Below are 18,033 nucleotides of genomic sequence, written 5' to 3'. Positions count from 1 at the left end.
GTTTTAATAGATACATGGTGGAATGTGAATCGTGGTTATGATGTAGCCATTTTTTTTTCAATAATTGTTTTAATAGATACATGGTGGAATGTGAATTCCCTTATCTAAAGGCTTTTCATAGTCTGCCGGAAGTTTTAATAGATACATGGTGGAATGTGAATTCACTTCATAGCCCTTTCCAGCATTTTATTTAATGCGTTTTAATAGATACATGGTGGAATGTGAATACGGTCCAGTGACCTGCGCGACTTTTGCCGTCTCATGTTTTAATAGATACATGGTGGAATGTGAATGCATTTTATTCAATGCTTCCTGCTGAATTTTTTTGGTTTTAATAGATACATGGTGGAATGTGAATGTTTGTGCAGGGGGCAAACCCGTTATACGGATTTTGTTTTAATAGATACATGGTGGAATGTGAATTTGAAAAAATGTCTGTAGGTCAATCTCGGACAGTAGTTTTAATAGATACATGGTGGAATGTGAATTCAGTTCCGGAAAAAGGAATATGCGATAGCATTTGTGGTTTTAATAGATACATGGTGGAATGTGAATCAGTTTATCATAAGTTAATTTTTTTTGTCGATAAGTTTTAATAGATACATGGTGGAATGTGAATGTAGCTACAGTACGAATGGAAGTAGCTATGCAGAATTGTTTTAATAGATACATGGTGGAATGTGAATTACATCAATTACTGACAAAACAATGTCCGCTTTATCTGTTTTAATAGATACATGGTGGAATGTGAATCTCACATCAACAGGATATGTAAGACGTGATTTCAGAGTTTTAATAGATACATGGTGGAATGTGAATTTGTATGAAATCACATTGTCCGGGGTAAATATCACAGTTTTAATAGATACATGGTGGAATGTGAATTATTTTCATAATGATGCATCATCCTTTCATCCCTTGTTTTAATAGATACATGGTGGAATGTGAATGGAATATTTATTTGGCAAGCAGTCGTTTAAGATGGGTTTTAATAGATACATGGTGGAATGTGAATCAAATAAAAGTAGCTGGAAAAGTGTTGTATGGTGGAGTTTTAATAGATACATGGTGGAATGTGAATTCAAGTGATATACTTCCCTCATCGTCAAGCGTTTTTTGTTTTAATAGATACATGGTGGAATGTGAATTGACAAAAATAGTAATATCTTCGCGCGGCTGATCTGTTTTAATAGATACATGGTGGAATGTGAATCAAGCATAAAAGATATTATTTTTTTTAATTTACTTGGTTTTAATAGATACATGGTGGAATGTGAATTTTCTATCGTTTGATCCATTGTCATAAATGCGAGGTGTTTTAATAGATACATGGTGGAATGTGAATTAACCAAGCTTTAAGTTATCAAGCATGGTATAGTTCGTTTTAATAGATACATGGTGGAATGTGAATTTCTTTTCTACTAATTCTTCTATACGTTCGTCAAGTTTTAATAGATGCATGGTGGAATGTGAATAAGACATTATCAGATGCCACAAAGGAACAGATCCAGGTTTTAATAGATACATGGTGGAATGTGAATTTATAACGTAGCTGTAAATACAATAACAAATATCAGTTTTAATAGATATATAGTGTGGAATGATAACAAAGAAAATATAATTAACATAAAAGGGGAAAAAATAAAATGAAACAAGGAGAACAGGAAGCGAAGGAGATTTTACAATTAAAAGGCTATATATTTGACAATCAATATTATGATGATAATTCAAGTAAGAGTATGCCTGATCTAAAATTTCAAGGAGGAAATTATTTAGAAGTAACACATACGCAACATAATAATAAAATAGCAAAATCTCCAACACAATTTGATAGATTATCTATTAGAGAGAAAACGGAGAAATTACAGGAAATAAGTGAAGCGCAAATGCGTTTTATTGCATTGGATTATGAAAGAAATATCGATGGTTCATTTACAGAAGAAGGAAAATGTCAATTCGATAAAGATAAACGACTTCTTGCGAAAAGTTTTAATTACAAAGATGGGCAGCCCTCAGAATTTAAATCGGATATACCAGTGATAGAAGCTGATATAGATAATATTATTGCGGGAATAAAGAAAAAGGAAAAATTACATCCTAAAGGGGATACGGACTTGTTTATATTTGTTTTAGATGATGAATTTGATTGTATGGAACATCTGTTAAAAACAAAAGAAAGAAACGGTGTTACGGATTATTTTCTTAGGGTTATAGAGAAATCACCATTTGAAAAGGTGTTTATATGTGAATGGGATTTTGAGAAGCAGTGCTATATAAAGGAGAATCCCAGACTGATTTGCTATACAACCATAAAAGAACAAGAAGTAAGCTATATAGATATATGCAGTTATAAATTATATGAGAATTTAATAAGACCATATAGATACAAATACAAATGTAACACTGAGATCAAAAAGTAGTAGCACATGTACATCCTCCCCCCACCACAGCCTTACTTACCACATCCCCTATATGCGATTCAGCTTCTGTGGTGGGGAGAGCTTTGTTCTGGTTCCTTTTTATTACATGCTAGAATGTCTTCTGCAGAAATTCTGCATGCGATTTATAGTAGCGATAGTATTCGGTACCCTTTTCCTGACCATACTTGGTCACGAAGAGGTTGTGAATTTCCCGAAGGTTTGCTTTATGCGGGTATAGTTTTTTATAGAAATCATCAATGAGAGCAATACCGGCATTAGAGTAAACAATCGATAAGAATTTTCGGTATTTTGTTTTCTTTTGCCAGTTGACCTTTGGTATCTCGTAGGATGAACTTTTTACTATACCATAAATATAACTTCCTTTTTCCTGACCGTAGATTGATATAAGTATGTTGTGGATGGCGGATAGATTACTTTTCCCGACACAGGAAAGTAATGTATCGACCTGTTCCTTATCATACAGCGGCGTAGATACAGCTTCTGGAATAGCAGCCTGTTTATCAATCTTAGCAGAAACAGCAATTTTGACAGGATTCGCAGCGGGAGTGGCTTCTACGATCACGTCCGGCTTTAGATTTTCTGCCTTTATTACTGAATCATCAATACTTTCCGGTACTGCAGCAAAAGCTGGAATTGCAGGAAGAAGTGGCTTTTGCACAGATAGTTCATTTGCCAGTGTGTGGAAAATGGAGGGAGCCTTGCGACATACATGGTATCCGCGTTCCGTCCAGAAATGTACCACGCTGTCAAAACCTTTATCTTTTGAAACAATGATGAGGTTGTCGTCCGGATTTTTAACTGTATACGAACCAAGGTAGGTTACAAGTTGAAAATCTAAGGCATTATCAGTTCCGTTTTCACAGAGGATGAACTCAGGTTCAAAAGGGGACTGTTTCAATGCGACAACATTTGCATAGGACATGTTAGGAGATTTATCGGTGTAGAATACAAGGATACAGTCATCGTCATTCAGATAATCAAATAGTTGTATCCAGGAATCACCGACATTCTCACTATCTACAAAAAATATATTTCTCATGATCACCTCGTTTAACCAGAACGAAATAAGTATAGCATATAATTTTATCGAACTGAACAAGAAAATATCAACATAAATGTCGGCAAAAAAACACCTCCACTCCATAGTAGTTTCATATGCAATACATTTCAGAAATTCTGTCTTGTATCATATAACCACCATGGAGCAGAGGTACTTTATATTATGCGGTTATTTAATGGATCGCTTCTGAATTCATAACAGTCTTAGCTGTACCGGCATAAGGGTAAGCCCAGAGGAAGCTGCTTATTCCTCCATAAGTAACATCCATATTCAGTTCATAGGACTCTACATTTTTGAGATTCTTAATCTTTACATCTTGTGTAGCCCGAACCTTGAGCCAGAGTGTTCCGTTTGCCTTAAGGGTCAGACTCTGGTTGCTTTTGTATTTCTTCCAGGTGCCATCACCCTTGCGATAGGAAATGATATCAACACCTGTTTCAATGGTCGAACCATCGCCCAGCTCAATCGTCAGTACAGCATTGTCATATAATTTTAATGTGTCATTATAGGCTTTGCTGGTAATCTTATATACTGTTTCGTTATCAGCACATTTTACACTGTTGTCAAATTTGAACGTATATTTACCGCTTCGGTTTGTTGCAGATATCTGTTCGTAGTCCGTAAAAGCACTGTAATATTTCTTCTTGCCGACCTTAAGATAAGTTCTGACCTTGTAGCGATATGTCTTACCCGCTTTTACGGTTTTGTCTTTATAGCTCAGGCTGGTTACACTTTTTTTGGTTGTTGCGATTTTTTTGTAACCTGAGATTCCCATTTCTTTCCGGTAGATTTCATATCCGGTTGGAAGTACGCCGCCTGAACTGTATAATTTCAGCGTGATCGACTTTGGGCTTCTTGGGGCTTCTGCAAACTGGTATTCGTCAAATGAACATGTCAGTCCGGTATAGGCAGATTCTGGAACTCCGGTTTTAATTACACATTTTTTATTCTTATAGCCACGAACCATGTAGCTGTAAGTTTTCTCTGTTTTTAATTTCTTGTCGGTGTAACTTTTCTTCTTGCCGGAGATGGTTGCTACCACCTTATATTTGCCGACATTTCCGTTTTTGTTTTCTGTGGCACGATAGATTTTATACTGAGTAACTCCTTTTTGTGCTTTCCATGTTATTTTTACCGAGGTCATCGATGTAGCGGTTGCCTTTATTTCAAGATAGCCACTGGCTTTTGCTGCCGGCATGCTTGTAAACATGAGCTCCCCGATCATAACAAACATGAGTATGAGACTGATAATCTTTTTGTTCATAACCTTCAACTCCTTTCTTTGTCCGATATATACAGTTTATATTTGATTTATTTTTATGTTCAGCCTGTGACTGGTGGACTATATCTTGTAATATGACATACACGAGGCTTTCGTAATGAGATGCATATTGTCAGTAAATACGGGTGCCTGTTTGAGCCGAAGGCGAGTTGGCACAGGAGTATTTACGAAAAAGACATATGCATCGAATAGAAAATGAAGTGCGTCATTTACAAGATATAGTCCACCGGTTAAAGGCTGAATATAAAAGATAAACTTTATGCCTGTATATACGGTCTCCATAACCCTAAATTCCGACACATCATTCGCTTGATGTGCTTATATAAATTATACCATATACATATGCTGTTTCGGTACTGAAAGATTATCGTCAAAATGACGAAAAGCCTAAGAAATTATACGTGTTGCAGATACATTAAACATGCCGCATATTCCGGCAAGATTCTATGATGAAGCTTGCTGACGAATTGCGGCATGTTGATATAAAAATAGAATTGTTAAAGATATAAAAATTCATTCAGAGAGAGTTGCTGTTTGATAAAACGACTTACCCTTCAATCCCTTTCATAGTGAGCTGGATTCGTTTCTTTGCAAGATCCACGCCCATAACCTTAACTGTTACGATATCACCGACACTTACAACATCCAATGGGTGCTTGATGAATTTATCCGACATCTGAGAGATATGAACCAGACCGTCCTGATGAACACCGATATCTACAAATGCACCGAAGTCGATTACATTACGGACTGTGCCCTTTAAGATCATGCCTTCCTTTAAGTCCTTCATTTCAAGGATGTCCCCACGCAGGATCGGCTTTGGCATTTCACTTCGAGGATCTCTTGCAGGTTTTTCCAGCTCTTTTACAAGGTCGGTAACTGTTACGGTTCCGACGCCCAGTTCTTTTGCGAGTGCTTTGATATCGCCTGCGGCTTTTGTGATACCCTTTAACTGACCGGATGCAAGATCATCCATGGAATATCCGAGATGCCGGATCAGTGTTTCGGCAATCTCGTAGCTTTCCGGATGGACAGAGGTAGCATCAAGCGGATTTGTACCACCTGAGATCCTCATAAATCCGGCACACTGTTCAAAGGCTTTCGGACCAAGCTTTGCAACCTTTAACAGTTCTTTTCTATTTGTAAAGCGACCGTTTGCTTCACGGTATTCTATGATATTCTTTGCCAGTGTTTTTGTAATACCCGAGATATGCTCCATCAGAGGAGCAGAAGCTGTGTTTAAATCAACGCCGACCTGGTTTACAGAATCTTCGACAACAGCGTCTAACGCTTCTGTCAGCTTCTTTTGGTTCATATCGTGCTGGTACTGACCGACACCGATCGCTTTCGGATCGATCTTGACCAGCTCGGCAAGCGGATCCTGAAGTCTTCTTGCGATTGAAGCGGCACTACGCTGACCGACATCAAAGCTTGGAAATTCTTCTGTTGCAAGCTTGCTTGCCGAGTAGACGGATGCTCCGGCTTCATTTACGATTACATACTGAACCTTTGTATCCAGCTCATGGATAAGATCGGCAATGATCGCCTCGGACTCACGGGAAGCGGTTCCGTTCCCGACAGAGATCAGCGAGATGTTATATTTTTTGATCAGATCCTTTAAGATCTTCTTTGATTCTTCCACCTTATTCTGAGGAGCAGTCGGGTAGATGACTTTCGTAGTGAGTACCTTTCCCGTTGCATCAACGACTGCCAGCTTACATCCGGTACGGAATGCAGGATCCCAGCCAAGTACGACATGGCCGTTGATCGGTGGCTGCATTAAGAGCTGTTTTAAATTACTGCCGAATACTTTGATCGCACCATCTTCGGCAGCTTCGGTCAGACTGCTTCGGATATCACGTTCAATGGATGGAGCGATCAGACGTTCGTAGCTGTCGGCAATCGCGTCTTTTAAGATGTCATTTGTATTCGGATTATCCCGTACGACCACTTCACGGATTAGATAACCGATGATCTCGTCGGCCGGTGCGTCGATCTTAACGGAGAGAAATTTTTCCTTTTCACCACGATTAATGGCGAGTGTACGATATCCGGTCATCTTGCGGACGGGAGTGCTGAAATCATAATACATTTCATATACGGATTCTGCTTCCGGATCTTTTGCGGTAGTTATAAGAACTCCCTTATCCATTGTTCGGTTTCGTATCTCGGTTCGATATTCTGCATTATCCGAAATGGATTCTGCGATAATGTCCATAGCTCCTGCAATTGCTTCTTCAGGGGAGTGAACTTCTTTTTCTTCTGATACATAGGCGAGGGCTTCTTCCGTGATCGGCTTATTTGTCATTTGCAGGGAGATGATATTTGCAAGCCCTGTAAGTCCCTTGCTCTGTGCGATCGTGGCACGAGTTTTTCTCTTTGGCTTATATGGGCGGTACAGATCCTCGACAGCTACCAGAGTTTCGGCAGCCAGAATGGACTGCTTCAGTTCGTCGGTCAGCATGCCTTGTTCTTCAATCGTAGCAATGACCTTTTCTTTTCGTTCTTCCAGTCCTCTGAGGTAAGTAAGACGTTCATCCAGAGTACGAAGCTGCTCATCGTTTAAAGAACCGGTAGCTTCTTTTCTGTATCGTGCAATAAAAGGGATAGTGTTTCCCTCATCTATCAGTTTAACGGCAGCGGCTACCTGCTCCTGCCGGCACATAAGTTCCTGACTGATCTTCAAAATAATATCCATAATCGTGAAACCTCTTTCTTAATTTGTATCATTCACCGTAACAGGAAATGTCATGTATATAATGTGTGCTCTGATGCGGATCTGGTGATACGAGAACAACCGAATATAGTGCAATGACATATATTGTGCGTTCGAGTCCGCTTGCTGCAACCCGTACAGACAGGTTGGAACATTGTATAGTTGCATATTACGGTAAAGCAGAATCTAGTATATGCGAAATTTCGGTAGGATTCAAGCATGGAGACAGACAAATTATGGAAAAGTACAAAACAGAAAAACGCAGCAGATGTAAAAATGAAGTATCTATAAAATGACAGATTCGCTGGAAAGATATGTGCGGCTGTGTTATACTGAAACAGACACAAGGTGCGGGTGGACATGTCCGGTTATATCTAAAAAATGCCCCGAGGGTATGGAATGGAGCAGAACATGCAGGGTTTTACAAATACAGCAGACAGAGATGAAACAGTTTCTTATATAGAAGATGGCAGTTGTCAGGCAGATCGTGTTGAGACTGCGATGGCATTTGCGAAGCGATGGCATCAGGGACAGACGCGCCTTGGCAGAGATGGCAAAGTGCCGTATTATGATGAACATATTCTTGGCGTTTATCATATATTAAGAGACGAATGTCATGTAGAGGATAAAACTGTACTTGTAGCTGCATTACTGCATGATACGGTAGAAGATACGGACTGTACATTTGAAGATATTGAACAGATCTTTGGTACGGATATCAGGGATCATGTATATTTATTAAGTAAACTCGAAGGAGAGACCTTCTCCGACTATTCAAAACGTCTATTTGACCACGCTCCGGCACAGGTGGTCATGATCAAGCTTGCAGACAGACTGCATAATCTAAGAACTATCCTTTTTGTATCCAATCGCAAATGGATCCAGAGAAAAGTAAATCAGACTTATACCGATATCCTTGACCGGTTAGAGCAGGTAAAAGACAATCTCGGAGAGGACTATGCTACCGAGATATCTATGTTAAAAGATAAAATTATCGAACAGCTTGCTGTTGTTCAGGCAGAACTGGATAAGAAGCGGGAGACAATTCAATAATACTGATTTCTCCGTCCGTCGGACTTTCGAAATCGTACAGCTATTCGCACTCCGGGCTATTCGCCCTTCTTACTCATATCTGTTTATCTGCCAAATAAATAAGCAACGTTGTCTTTATACAGACACGTTGCTTATTTGCTTGGCAGATTTATTGTCATATGTTTTCAATCTGCCAGTCGATCGGTTCAACACCGTGCTCGATCAGGAAGTTGTTCGTTTTGCTGAAGGGCTTGCTTCCCCAGAATCCACGATAGACCGATAACGGACTTGGATGCGGAGCCTTTAAGATCAGATGGTTCGGATTGTTTAACATCGAAGCTTTTCTTTGCGCATACGAGCCCCATAAGATGAATACGATCGGGCGATCCTGACGGTTTAAGATCTCCATGCAGGCGTCTGTAAATTGTTCCCAGCCATGTCCTTGATGAGAATTCGCCTGATGTGCCCGTACGGTCAGAACAGCATTTAACATAAGGACACCCTGCTCCGCCCATTTAACGAGATAACCATTATTTGGAATATAGCAGCCAAGGTCATCGTGAAGCTCCTGATAAATATTGGCAAGAGAAGGCGGGATATCGACTCCCGGCTTTACACTGAAGCTCAGGCCATGCGCCTGACCTACATTATGGTAGGGATCCTGACCGATAATGACACATTTGACCTTTGACAATGGTGTCAGATGAAATGCATTGAATATATCATCGGCAGGTGGAAAGATTTCTCTTGTGGCATATTCATGTCCGACAAAGTTAAACAGTTCTTTATAATATTCTTTTTTATATTCGGGCTTCAGTTCCGGAGCCCAGTCATTTGAAATAGCTGGCATAATTCAGACTCCTTATCTATAGTGTAAAGGATACATTTTTCATTTCGGGACGACATGCTGCATTCTGAAAATGAAAAGAGCATCCTATGTGTTCGTTTAAAAACAGTGTAACATAAACAATATTTAATGTAAATTTTAAGGCGTAATTTTACTCTGAAACATTGTCAGGTGAGAGACTTTGTGGTATCATCTTTTCAAATGAAATTTTTGCAGAAGGGGTGCTGAAAATGGAGAAAGCATATAAGACAATGAAAACTTCAGGCGCAATAAATATTGCATTAGGCGTAGTCGTTCTGGTGCTTGGACTTGCATCCGGTATATTGATGATCGCATCGGGCGGTTGTCTCTTGAAGAACAAACGTCATATTGTATGGTAGGAATGACAATCCTTTGCACGCGGGTACAGGAAGAACAGTTACCGCGTGCATATTTTTTCTGCAAAAATGGGGTTGACAGACAGCGAGACACTGTGTTAAAGTCGATACAGATAATACGATGAAGAGGAATAGTAGAATCTATGAAGCATTCAGAGAGTTGTCGGTTGGTGTGAGACAGCAGTGGAACAGATTTGAACTCGCCTCAGAGTAGCCCGCTGAAAGGAAGTAGGATGGGATGGAGCCTGCCCATTATAGCAGGAGGATATAAGAGATTCATATCTGTATCTGTAACGAGAGCATACAACATGTATGAAATAGAGTGGTACCGCGTATAACTTACGTCTCTATAGGTGATGAGATGTAGGTTTTTTTATTGCCATATTTTATGTAATATATGAATAGAAGAACAAAAGCCGTTACAGGAGCTTATACAGAAAACAGAAACAGGAGGTTAAACATGAAGAATTTTGAGCATTACAAAAGAGGCTATTATATGCCACCGGAAAAGTCTGTAAAATGGGTAGAAAAAGAGTATATTGATAAGGCACCGATCTGGTGTAGTGTAGATTTAAGAGACGGTAATCAGGCACTGATCGTTCCAATGAATCTGGATGAGAAACTGGAGTTCTTCAAAGAACTTGTACGGATCGGTTTCAAAGAGATCGAGATTGGTTTCCCTGCAGCATCGGAAACAGAATATGAGTTCTGCCGTACCCTGATTGAGAAGAATATGATACCGGATGATGTAACCATTCAGGTGCTGACACAGGCAAGACCGCATATCATTAAGAAAACATTTGAAGCAATTGACGGCGCAAAGCATGCGATCGTTCACTTGTATAATTCGACATCCTATGCACAGAGAACACAGGTATTTAAGAAATCAAAAGAAGAGATCTTACAGCTTGCGGTTGATGGGGCAAAATTGTTGAACCAGATGGCAGAAGAGCACGGGGTAAATTATCCGTTTGAGTATTCACCGGAGAGCTTTACCGGAACAGAGATTGACTATGCATTGGACGTATGTAATGCAGTTATCAAAGAATGGAAGCCTACTCCGGATCGTAAGGTTATTATTAACCTTCCTGCAACTGTAGAAATGTCACTTCCGCATGTGTATGCAAGCCAGATTGAGTACATGAGTGAACATTTGATTGACAGAGAAAATGTTATCCTGTCCTTACATCCGCATAATGACCGTGGATGTGGCGTAGCAGATGCAGAGCTTGGTATTCTTGCAGGTGCAGACAGAATCGAAGGAACTTTATTTGGAAATGGTGAGAGAACCGGTAATGTAGATATCATCACACTTGCGATGAATATGTTCACACATGGAGTAGATCCTGAACTTGATCTGTCTGATATTCCAAAGCTGACAGAATTATATGAACGCGTAACAAATATGCATGTATATGAGCGTTCTCCATATACGGGAAAATTAGTCTTTGCAGCATTTTCAGGTTCTCATCAGGATGCGATAGCAAAGGGTATGAAGTACAGAGAGGATCAGGGAGATGGTATGTGGACAGTACCATATCTTCCACTGAATCCGGAGGATATCGGAAGAAAATATGATGGAGATGTTATCCGTATCAACAGCCAGTCAGGAAAGGGAGGTATCGGTTATATTCTCCAGTCCAAGTACGGTTTTGACCTTCCGCCAAAATTCCGTGAGGATCTTGGTTATACAGTTAAAGATGTATCTGATAAGGCACATAAGGAATTATCCGCTACCGAAGTTTTGGATATTTTCCAGAGTACATATGTCAATATAGAAAATCCTGTTCGGATGTTGGAGTGTCATTTCGTTCAGGGAGATGGAATCTCAACTGAGATCACGATCATGAAATATGGCGAAAAGAAAGTATATCATGGTAAAGGAAATGGTCGTCTGGATGCTGTCAGTAATGCAATTAAGAAGCATTTTGACATTGACTTCAAGATCATCTGCTATGAGGAGCATGCATTACAGGTAGGCTCTAACTCACAGGCAGTCGCTTATGTAGGTCTGGAAGGAAAAGACGGAACAGTTACCTGGGGTGCAGGCATTAAGGATGATATTATTGATGCATCTGTATATGCTTTAATCTCAGCAATCAACAGAACAGGCGTGTTATAATAAATAAAAAGCCATTCAGCCGGTACAATAATAGTATCGGTTGGATGGCTTTTTATTTTAGTGCTTTTGAAAAAATTATGAAGTTTGGCTCAGCTTTTTATAGCAGTAGCCGATGATATCTTTTCGGGTTACGATACCGATGAATTTGTTGTGGTCGTCTACTACAGGAACGAAGTTCTGTGCCATCGCACGGGCGATCAGATCTTCCATATTTGAGTTGATTGATACGGAAGCATATTCGAATTTTTTCGGAATGTCGGACAAACGGATATCTTCGGATTCGGACAGATGGTTCAATCCGTTTTTCTTACAGAACCAGAGGATATCACCCTCGGTGATTGTTCCGACATATTCGCCGTTACCCGACAGAATCGGGATTGCTGAATATCGATGGATCTCCATCTTTTCAAGAATCTGTCTTAAAGTAAATGTGCTTTCTATAAATGCAACCTCGCTCTTAGGAGTCAGAAAAAATAAAATATTCATAGGTCAGGGAAAATCCTCCTTTATGTAAAATATAACTTTGTATTATTGGTGATCAGCGGCAATGGTTTATTATTCGTGCCTGTATCTATTATAGAAGATGTCAACAGGGTTTGCAATTTACATTCTCTTAATTTTGTTTGAAAAAAGTGTGACAGATTTCAGAAAGAACATAGAAAAAACTTCGGGTTGTTTAATAAGGTGTTATTTGTTAAAATAAATATAAGTGTAGGCTTGTGCGTGCACATTTACAGACAGGAGGAAAGCTATGGCTGCGGATAACGTATATGATGAAGACCAGGAATACCTGATCGAAGCGCGTGATACAATCTCCGAATTAGAAGATTTAAAAGATAAGCTGGAGGAGATCAAGCTGCTCCAGAAGAAGAATAAACGGGCTATCGTCCGGGAAGAACGGGCAACCGGTGATGAGATCAGTGCCACATTAAAAAAAAGAAAAGAACAGATCGCTGCAAGCTATGACAGACAGATCGATGTAAATAATTCTAAGATCCGTCAGGTGCAGACGAAGAAGGATAAAAAGAAAAGCCAGAGAATGGAAGATCGGATCAATAAGGAGACGGCAGATATCCGGGAGGAGAATCGTCAGCTGAATGCAGCTATCAAGACTTTATTCAAAAAGAATCATGTTCCGGCCTTTTGTAATACGAAGATATATTATTGCCTGTTTTCCCCCAAAGGCATGAGTGAATTTCTTGAGCTGCTTGTAATTCTTTTGGTTACATGCGGAGGAATTCCGGCAGCAGTGATTGCGATTTTAATGAATACAAAGTTCAAGACAGGAAACCATACTGCAATGTGTGTGCTGATTGCAGCACTGATCATAATCACTGAGTTTATTATTTATTTCATTGTATTTAACCTGACAAAGGTGAAACATAGAGATTTGATCCGGGAGGGAAGAAGAACCCGCGATAAGATCATAGCCAATGAGAAGGCTGTAAAAGCGATCAAGAATTCAATTGCAAAGGATAAGGATGAGAGCATTTACAGACTGGGTAAATATGATAAAAAGATTCAGGAGTTAGAAGATGCGGGTGGAGTGATCAGTGATGAAAAACTGGATGCGCTTCGTACCTTCGAGAAAGAAACCAAACAGTTGATTACGGATGAGATCACCGGACGCAGAAAAGAGAAAATGGATCGATTGAAATCCGAACGTGATACACTGGAAAATGATTTCGGTGATACGCAGAAGAAGATATCCGAATATGAGCTTATGATCACGAACAAATATGAAACATATCTCGGAAAGGACTTTTGTACAGAAGAAAAATTATCTGATCTGATCTCAATCATGGAAGAAGGATCAGCAAGTACAGTAGCTGAGGCTATCAAAGTTTATAAAGGAGATGACAGATGATGATCGGCATAGACGAGTGCTCTTCCAATGTATTCGGCCATCTGTTTAACTGTATATAATCGGGTATTCTGGAGTAGATTTGCTCCGGCATTCCCGGAGAGATTAACGATTCCGGTAATAGACATATCGCCTATTGCCGGAAGTTTTTTGTTCACACCTTTTCCCGGAAACAGGTGGGAGTTCGTGATCGTAACCATTCCCATATCTTTGGACATGCCAAGAGATGCATCTACGGCGATTACAAAAGGATCGTCAAAATCTTCGTAGATATGGTCGATCGTATCACGGATATTAAGTGCGTGAACCGGATATTCCAGTGTTCCTGCAACCTGATAGGCGGTATCGTGCGCAAGGATGTAGTCGCCGACCAGAGGACCGAGTGCATCTCCGGTAGCGCGGTCTGTTCCGATGCAGATTACGATTATATCTTTGCCATAACCTTCCATATCATGGATTAATTCTACGATCCGGTTACCTAGCTCGTGACAGGTATGGCTTCGGGCCGGATTGAAGTATTCGGTTTTCCGTTTTTTTACTTTCTTACTGATATTCATAAACACCTTCCCAAAAGTATATCTTACTATAAAGTATTACCCGGATTGATAAAGTTTACACAAAACCGAAAAATAAAATGTCGAAATACTCAAAAAGAAAAAATATAGATTGCCATATATGTTGACAAAATTTGATAAGTACAGACTTTCCCAAATGCTATTATCAGAACAAATCTAAAAAGAGTGCTTTCGGAATGAGCCGGAGCCAATAATAATTATGGGGGAGTGTAATCATGATAGAGATCGTGTATGACAAGACTACAGCGGAGAAAAACGGAAAAAATGAAATACATTACAAAATGCCGAAAAATATCAGACAGATAGGAAATGCTCCGGATAAGAAGAAAATATACATAGAAGATTATGTAATGACATTCCTGCGTAAGATCGCAGAGCCGGGTAATACGACCTCCCGGGGAGCTATCCTGCTTGGAGAGTACTTTAAAGATGGTGATACGGAGACGTTATTTATCAGTGGAGCGGTAGAGGCACAGAATCTGGAATTTGATGTGGATCAGATCAAATTTGATGATCATATTTGGAGCGGGCTTTATGCGGAGATCAACAAATATTTTGAAAATCTGTCAGTTGTCGGATGGTTTCTTTCGCGCATGGGATTTTCCACAGATATCAATGAAAAAATCACAAGACTGCATCTGGAGAATTTCAGGGGAAGGGATAAGGTGTTGTTTGTCATGGATTCCTTAGAATGTGATGATGCTTTTTATGTGTGTGAGAAAAATCACTTGATGCGGCAACGGGGATATTATATATATTATGTTCGAAATGAAGCTATGCAGAATTATATTATCAGCCGCAAAAACATGACGACGGAGGACAAGGATCAGGCGACACTGCGAAAAGATGCAGAGCTTGTAAAGAATTTTCAGACAATGCGAGGCGAATCCCAAAAGAAAGAAAAAAATCAGAAAAGTAAGTCTTATGTAAAATATGCGGTTGCGTCTTTTGCGGCTGTATTTGCATTATCGATGGGAGTTGTTGTATCGGGGAACTATGATAAGATGAAAGATATAGAGTCAACGATACGAAAGATGGAATTGCAAAATGATGATTCAGATGTACAGGTATTTTCAAACAGCAATACGGAACAGACGGTCTATACAAAAGATGTCGGGCAGGAGAATGCCGAAGATGGAAGAGAAGCTGCTTCGACAGTATCTTCTGAAATCGAGACAAAAGATGAAAATACGGAAAAAGACAGTAGCGGAACGAAGAATGAGGAAATGGGGCAGAATACCGTAGAAACCACGAGCACAGGAACAGAAGAGGTATCTACACAGGAAACAATGTCCAATGAAGCCGTTGAGTATTATACAATTGAAGAAGGAGATACGCTCATGAGTATATCATTAAAAATGTACAAGTCTCCCAATTATGTAGATGCATTGATGAATGCCAACGGAATAAAAGAAGGAGATACTATCTATCCGGGAGAAAAAATAGCTATTCCATCTGTAAACTAAAGATGTTATACTATCCACGAAAGAAAATTCCATAAAGTGACAGAGGTAACATATGGCAAAGGAAATAGAAGAAAAAAAGAACCGCAGAAAGCTTTTCGCACATGTAAAGACAAAACGGACGGCGAAGAGAGAACAGATAGATGACGAGAACAGCAATGTAATAGAGGTAACACCGGGAATTTCCGCAAGGGTAAAAGTCCTTATTGTGATATTGGTGATCTTAATTGCAGCGGTTGTGATTGTATCTGTGAGAAGATATATTAACACAAGAGAATATCAGGGATATAATGTAGTGTCGTCTGTAGAAACGAATGGAGATAATATTGCAGATTACATCATGTTCAGTGATAATGTATTAAAAGTGACCAAAGATGGTGTGGCATATATTGATGCCACCGGAAATACCGTCTGGGACTGCAGCTATGCAATGAAGATGCCTCAAGCTGTTGTAAATGGAGATTATGCGGCTGTGGCCGATATGAACGGACGAGATGTATATGTATTTAATAAATCAGGAAAGGTCAGTAATCAGACACTGAATTATGATATTACAAATATTGATATTGCCTCACAGGGAGTATATGTTGTGATCCTGTCAGGCGAAAATGAGAATTATATCAATGCATATGATAAAGACAGTAAAGAGATCTATGAGATGAAGACATCTATAGAAAATAGTGGTTATCCGCTTGATATTGCCGTATCGGACGATGGGCAGAAGTTATTTACCAGTTATGTAAAGGTGGATGGAACAACAGTACCGGATTATCTTGCGGCATATAATTTTGGCTCGGTAGGACAAAACGAGAATGCTGACCGATTAATGGGTGGTTTTACTTTTGATGATACAATCTTTCCATATGTAGATTTTATAGATAATGACACGATTGCCTGCTTTGGAGATGATAGAATCGTGATCTATTCCATGAATGAAAAACCGAGTGAGAAAGCAGAGATAAGTCTGGATGGCAGAGAGATGTTAGGTGTATTTGCAAATTCCCACTATGTAGGCTATATATCTGCGAATGCAGATACCACCGCGGGAAGATACCATATCTATATATATGATACAAACGGTAAATTGACCGCAGAGGCAGACTATAACAATACATTTTCAAAAATATATGCAACGGAAGATGAATTGATTATTGCGGGAGAATTCGACTGCAGCATTTACTATCTGAATGGTGCAAAGAAATTTTCTACGACATTCCGAAAGAATCTGATCGATATTGTTCCGTCGGGCAATAAATTAGAATATATCGCAATATTTGAAAATGAAACAACGATTATAAAACTTACCATGAAGAATGAGAAGGAAAACAAATGAATTTATTAGTCCTGGGAATAGCGGCATTTATGTTGCTGTTTATGTTACGTGGATACAGGATTGGATTATTTAAGAGTGCTGCCGGTGCAATTGGAATTGTGCTGGCAGTATTCTTAACTGCGCTTTTGTATCCGGGTGTTAACAAATTGTTGTGTGAACAGACAGCATTAGATGAAACCATTAAAAATAACATAATAAAAAAATTTGAGCTTCCGCAGGAGACGGAAGAAATCACCAGGAATCAGGAAATTGAACTGATCGATAAACTTGATCTTCCGGCAGGAGTCAGAGACTGGCTGATAGAGAATTGTAACGGGGAGCAGTATTTAGAAACAGGTGTAAACAATGTATGCGGTTATATTGCCGAAACCTTGACTGCCATGGTTATGCGTGGCATTTCGTATGTACTTACATTTTTTATTTTATCTTTGTGTATTCATATTTTAATTACAGTTCTGGATGTGGCAAGTTATATTCCGATCGTAAAAGGAATTAATAAAGCGGGTGGAATTTTATTTGGTGCAGGACAGGCATTGCTGTTTGTCTGGATATTTATGGGGATTGTAACACTTCTTTCAACATTTAACTGGGCGTTGCAAGTGATGAAAATGATCGATGAAAGTTCACTTTTGGCATGGATATACAAAAAAGACATTTTTTTGAAAATAATAGTTGACATCTTGGAAAAGATTTAGTATAGTATCATTTGCTGGTCGCGAGAACAGCTTGAACAACAAAAAAGATTGAAAATAATCGAAAAAAGTTGTTGACAAACATTAACGATATGTGTTAATATATCGGAGTTGCTGTTCGAGACGGCAACAAACAACGACAAATGATTTCGTGATGATTCTCATCTGGAAAGCATGCAGAACATCAAAAAAGAAATTAAAAAAGTTGTTGACAAAGAACACTGAATGT

At 39.3% G+C, this 18,033-nt stretch carries 14 protein-coding genes, 1 CRISPR repeat array and 1 other annotated feature; of the genes, 8 read left to right on the top strand and 6 right to left on the bottom strand.

What is annotated here, in order from left to right; translation table 11 throughout:
- Position 1: 1 nt before the first annotated feature.
- Positions 2-1,606: a CRISPR direct-repeat array (repeat unit 29 nt; unit sequence TTTTAATAGATACATGGTGGAATGTGAAT).
- Positions 1,607-1,646: 40 nt separating this feature from the next.
- A complete protein-coding gene (locus GT641_RS07650) occupies positions 1,647-2,420 on the top strand; it encodes a hypothetical protein (RefSeq protein ID WP_161117227.1) in 774 nt (257 codons plus the stop codon).
- 109 nt (positions 2,421-2,529) lie between these two features.
- On the opposite strand, the gene GT641_RS07645 is transcribed toward GT641_RS07650, so the two are convergent.
- The 3 genes from GT641_RS07645 to GT641_RS07635 form a co-directional block, all read right to left on the bottom strand.
- Positions 2,530-3,480 (bottom strand): PIN domain-containing protein, encoded by a 951-nt coding sequence (locus GT641_RS07645; RefSeq protein WP_161117226.1) that lies wholly within the window; start codon positions 3,478-3,480, stop codon positions 2,530-2,532.
- A gap of 193 nt (positions 3,481-3,673) precedes the next feature.
- A complete protein-coding gene (locus GT641_RS07640; protein WP_161117225.1) occupies positions 3,674-4,765 on the bottom strand; it encodes a fibronectin type III domain-containing protein in 1,092 nt (363 codons plus the stop codon).
- A gap of 565 nt (positions 4,766-5,330) precedes the next feature.
- Positions 5,331-7,481, bottom strand: coding sequence for a Tex family protein (locus tag GT641_RS07635; RefSeq protein WP_161117224.1), 2,151 nt, complete (start codon positions 7,479-7,481; stop codon positions 5,331-5,333).
- 417 nt (positions 7,482-7,898) lie between these two features.
- Between GT641_RS07635 and GT641_RS07630 the strand changes: the two genes are divergently transcribed.
- Positions 7,899-8,552 (top strand): HD domain-containing protein, encoded by a 654-nt coding sequence (locus tag GT641_RS07630; RefSeq protein WP_243143716.1) that lies wholly within the window; start codon positions 7,899-7,901, stop codon positions 8,550-8,552.
- A gap of 154 nt (positions 8,553-8,706) precedes the next feature.
- On the opposite strand, the gene GT641_RS07625 is transcribed toward GT641_RS07630, so the two are convergent.
- Entirely contained in the window at positions 8,707-9,381 is a 675-nt protein-coding gene (locus tag GT641_RS07625) for a uracil-DNA glycosylase (protein WP_119962642.1), read from the bottom strand.
- Between the two features lie 227 nt (positions 9,382-9,608).
- On the opposite strand from GT641_RS07625, the gene GT641_RS12985 reads away from it, so the two are divergent.
- Together GT641_RS12985 and GT641_RS07620 are read left to right on the top strand one after the other, a co-directional pair.
- Entirely contained in the window at positions 9,609-9,758 is a 150-nt protein-coding gene (locus GT641_RS12985; protein WP_021943377.1) for a hypothetical protein, read from the top strand.
- Between the two features lie 109 nt (positions 9,759-9,867).
- Positions 9,868-10,107, top strand: a binding site (T-box leader).
- A 108-nt stretch (positions 10,108-10,215) separates the two neighbouring features.
- Positions 10,216-11,877 (top strand): 2-isopropylmalate synthase, encoded by a 1,662-nt coding sequence (locus GT641_RS07620; RefSeq protein WP_161117222.1) that lies wholly within the window; start codon positions 10,216-10,218, stop codon positions 11,875-11,877.
- A 75-nt stretch (positions 11,878-11,952) separates the two neighbouring features.
- Here the strand turns inward: GT641_RS07620 and GT641_RS07615 are convergent, their stop codons facing one another.
- Positions 11,953-12,363, bottom strand: coding sequence for a CBS domain-containing protein (locus GT641_RS07615; RefSeq protein ID WP_008401207.1), 411 nt, complete (start codon positions 12,361-12,363; stop codon positions 11,953-11,955).
- A 265-nt stretch (positions 12,364-12,628) separates the two neighbouring features.
- Between GT641_RS07615 and GT641_RS07610 the strand changes: the two genes are divergently transcribed.
- Complete coding sequence (locus tag GT641_RS07610) at positions 12,629-13,744, top strand: hypothetical protein (protein ID WP_161117221.1); 1,116 nt, start codon at positions 12,629-12,631, stop codon at positions 13,742-13,744.
- On the opposite strand, the gene yyaC is transcribed toward GT641_RS07610, so the two are convergent.
- Positions 13,723-14,298 carry a spore protease YyaC gene (yyaC, locus tag GT641_RS07605; protein WP_119962645.1) on the bottom strand — a complete coding sequence of 192 codons (576 nt, stop codon included), beginning with the start codon at positions 14,296-14,298 and terminating at the stop codon, positions 13,723-13,725. The two genes, GT641_RS07610 and yyaC, sit on opposite strands and share 22 nt — an antisense overlap.
- A 233-nt stretch (positions 14,299-14,531) precedes the next feature.
- Between yyaC and GT641_RS07600 the strand changes: the two genes are divergently transcribed.
- Genes GT641_RS07600 through GT641_RS07590 form a run of 3 tightly spaced genes read left to right on the top strand, consistent with a single transcriptional unit; the run spans position 14,532 to position 17,807 of the window.
- Positions 14,532-15,782 (top strand): LysM peptidoglycan-binding domain-containing protein, encoded by a 1,251-nt coding sequence (locus tag GT641_RS07600; RefSeq protein WP_161117220.1) that lies wholly within the window; start codon positions 14,532-14,534, stop codon positions 15,780-15,782.
- Between the two features lie 52 nt (positions 15,783-15,834).
- The gene (locus GT641_RS07595; protein WP_161117219.1) at positions 15,835-17,112 is read left to right on the top strand and encodes a DUF5711 family protein; all 1,278 of its coding nucleotides are present in this window, start codon (positions 15,835-15,837) and stop codon (positions 17,110-17,112) included.
- Positions 17,109-17,807, top strand: coding sequence for a CvpA family protein (locus GT641_RS07590; RefSeq protein WP_161117218.1), 699 nt, complete (start codon positions 17,109-17,111; stop codon positions 17,805-17,807). The genes GT641_RS07595 and GT641_RS07590 overlap by 4 nt, the downstream gene beginning before the upstream one ends.
- Positions 17,808-18,033: the final 226 nt, after the last annotated feature.

The sequence above is a fragment of the Clostridium sp. BIOML-A1 genome (assembly GCF_009874105.1).
Taxonomy (GTDB): domain Bacteria; phylum Bacillota; class Clostridia; order Lachnospirales; family Lachnospiraceae; genus Coprococcus.
Note: the sequence above shows the minus strand (reverse complement) of the source record. Positions and strands in the feature narration are given on the sequence as shown.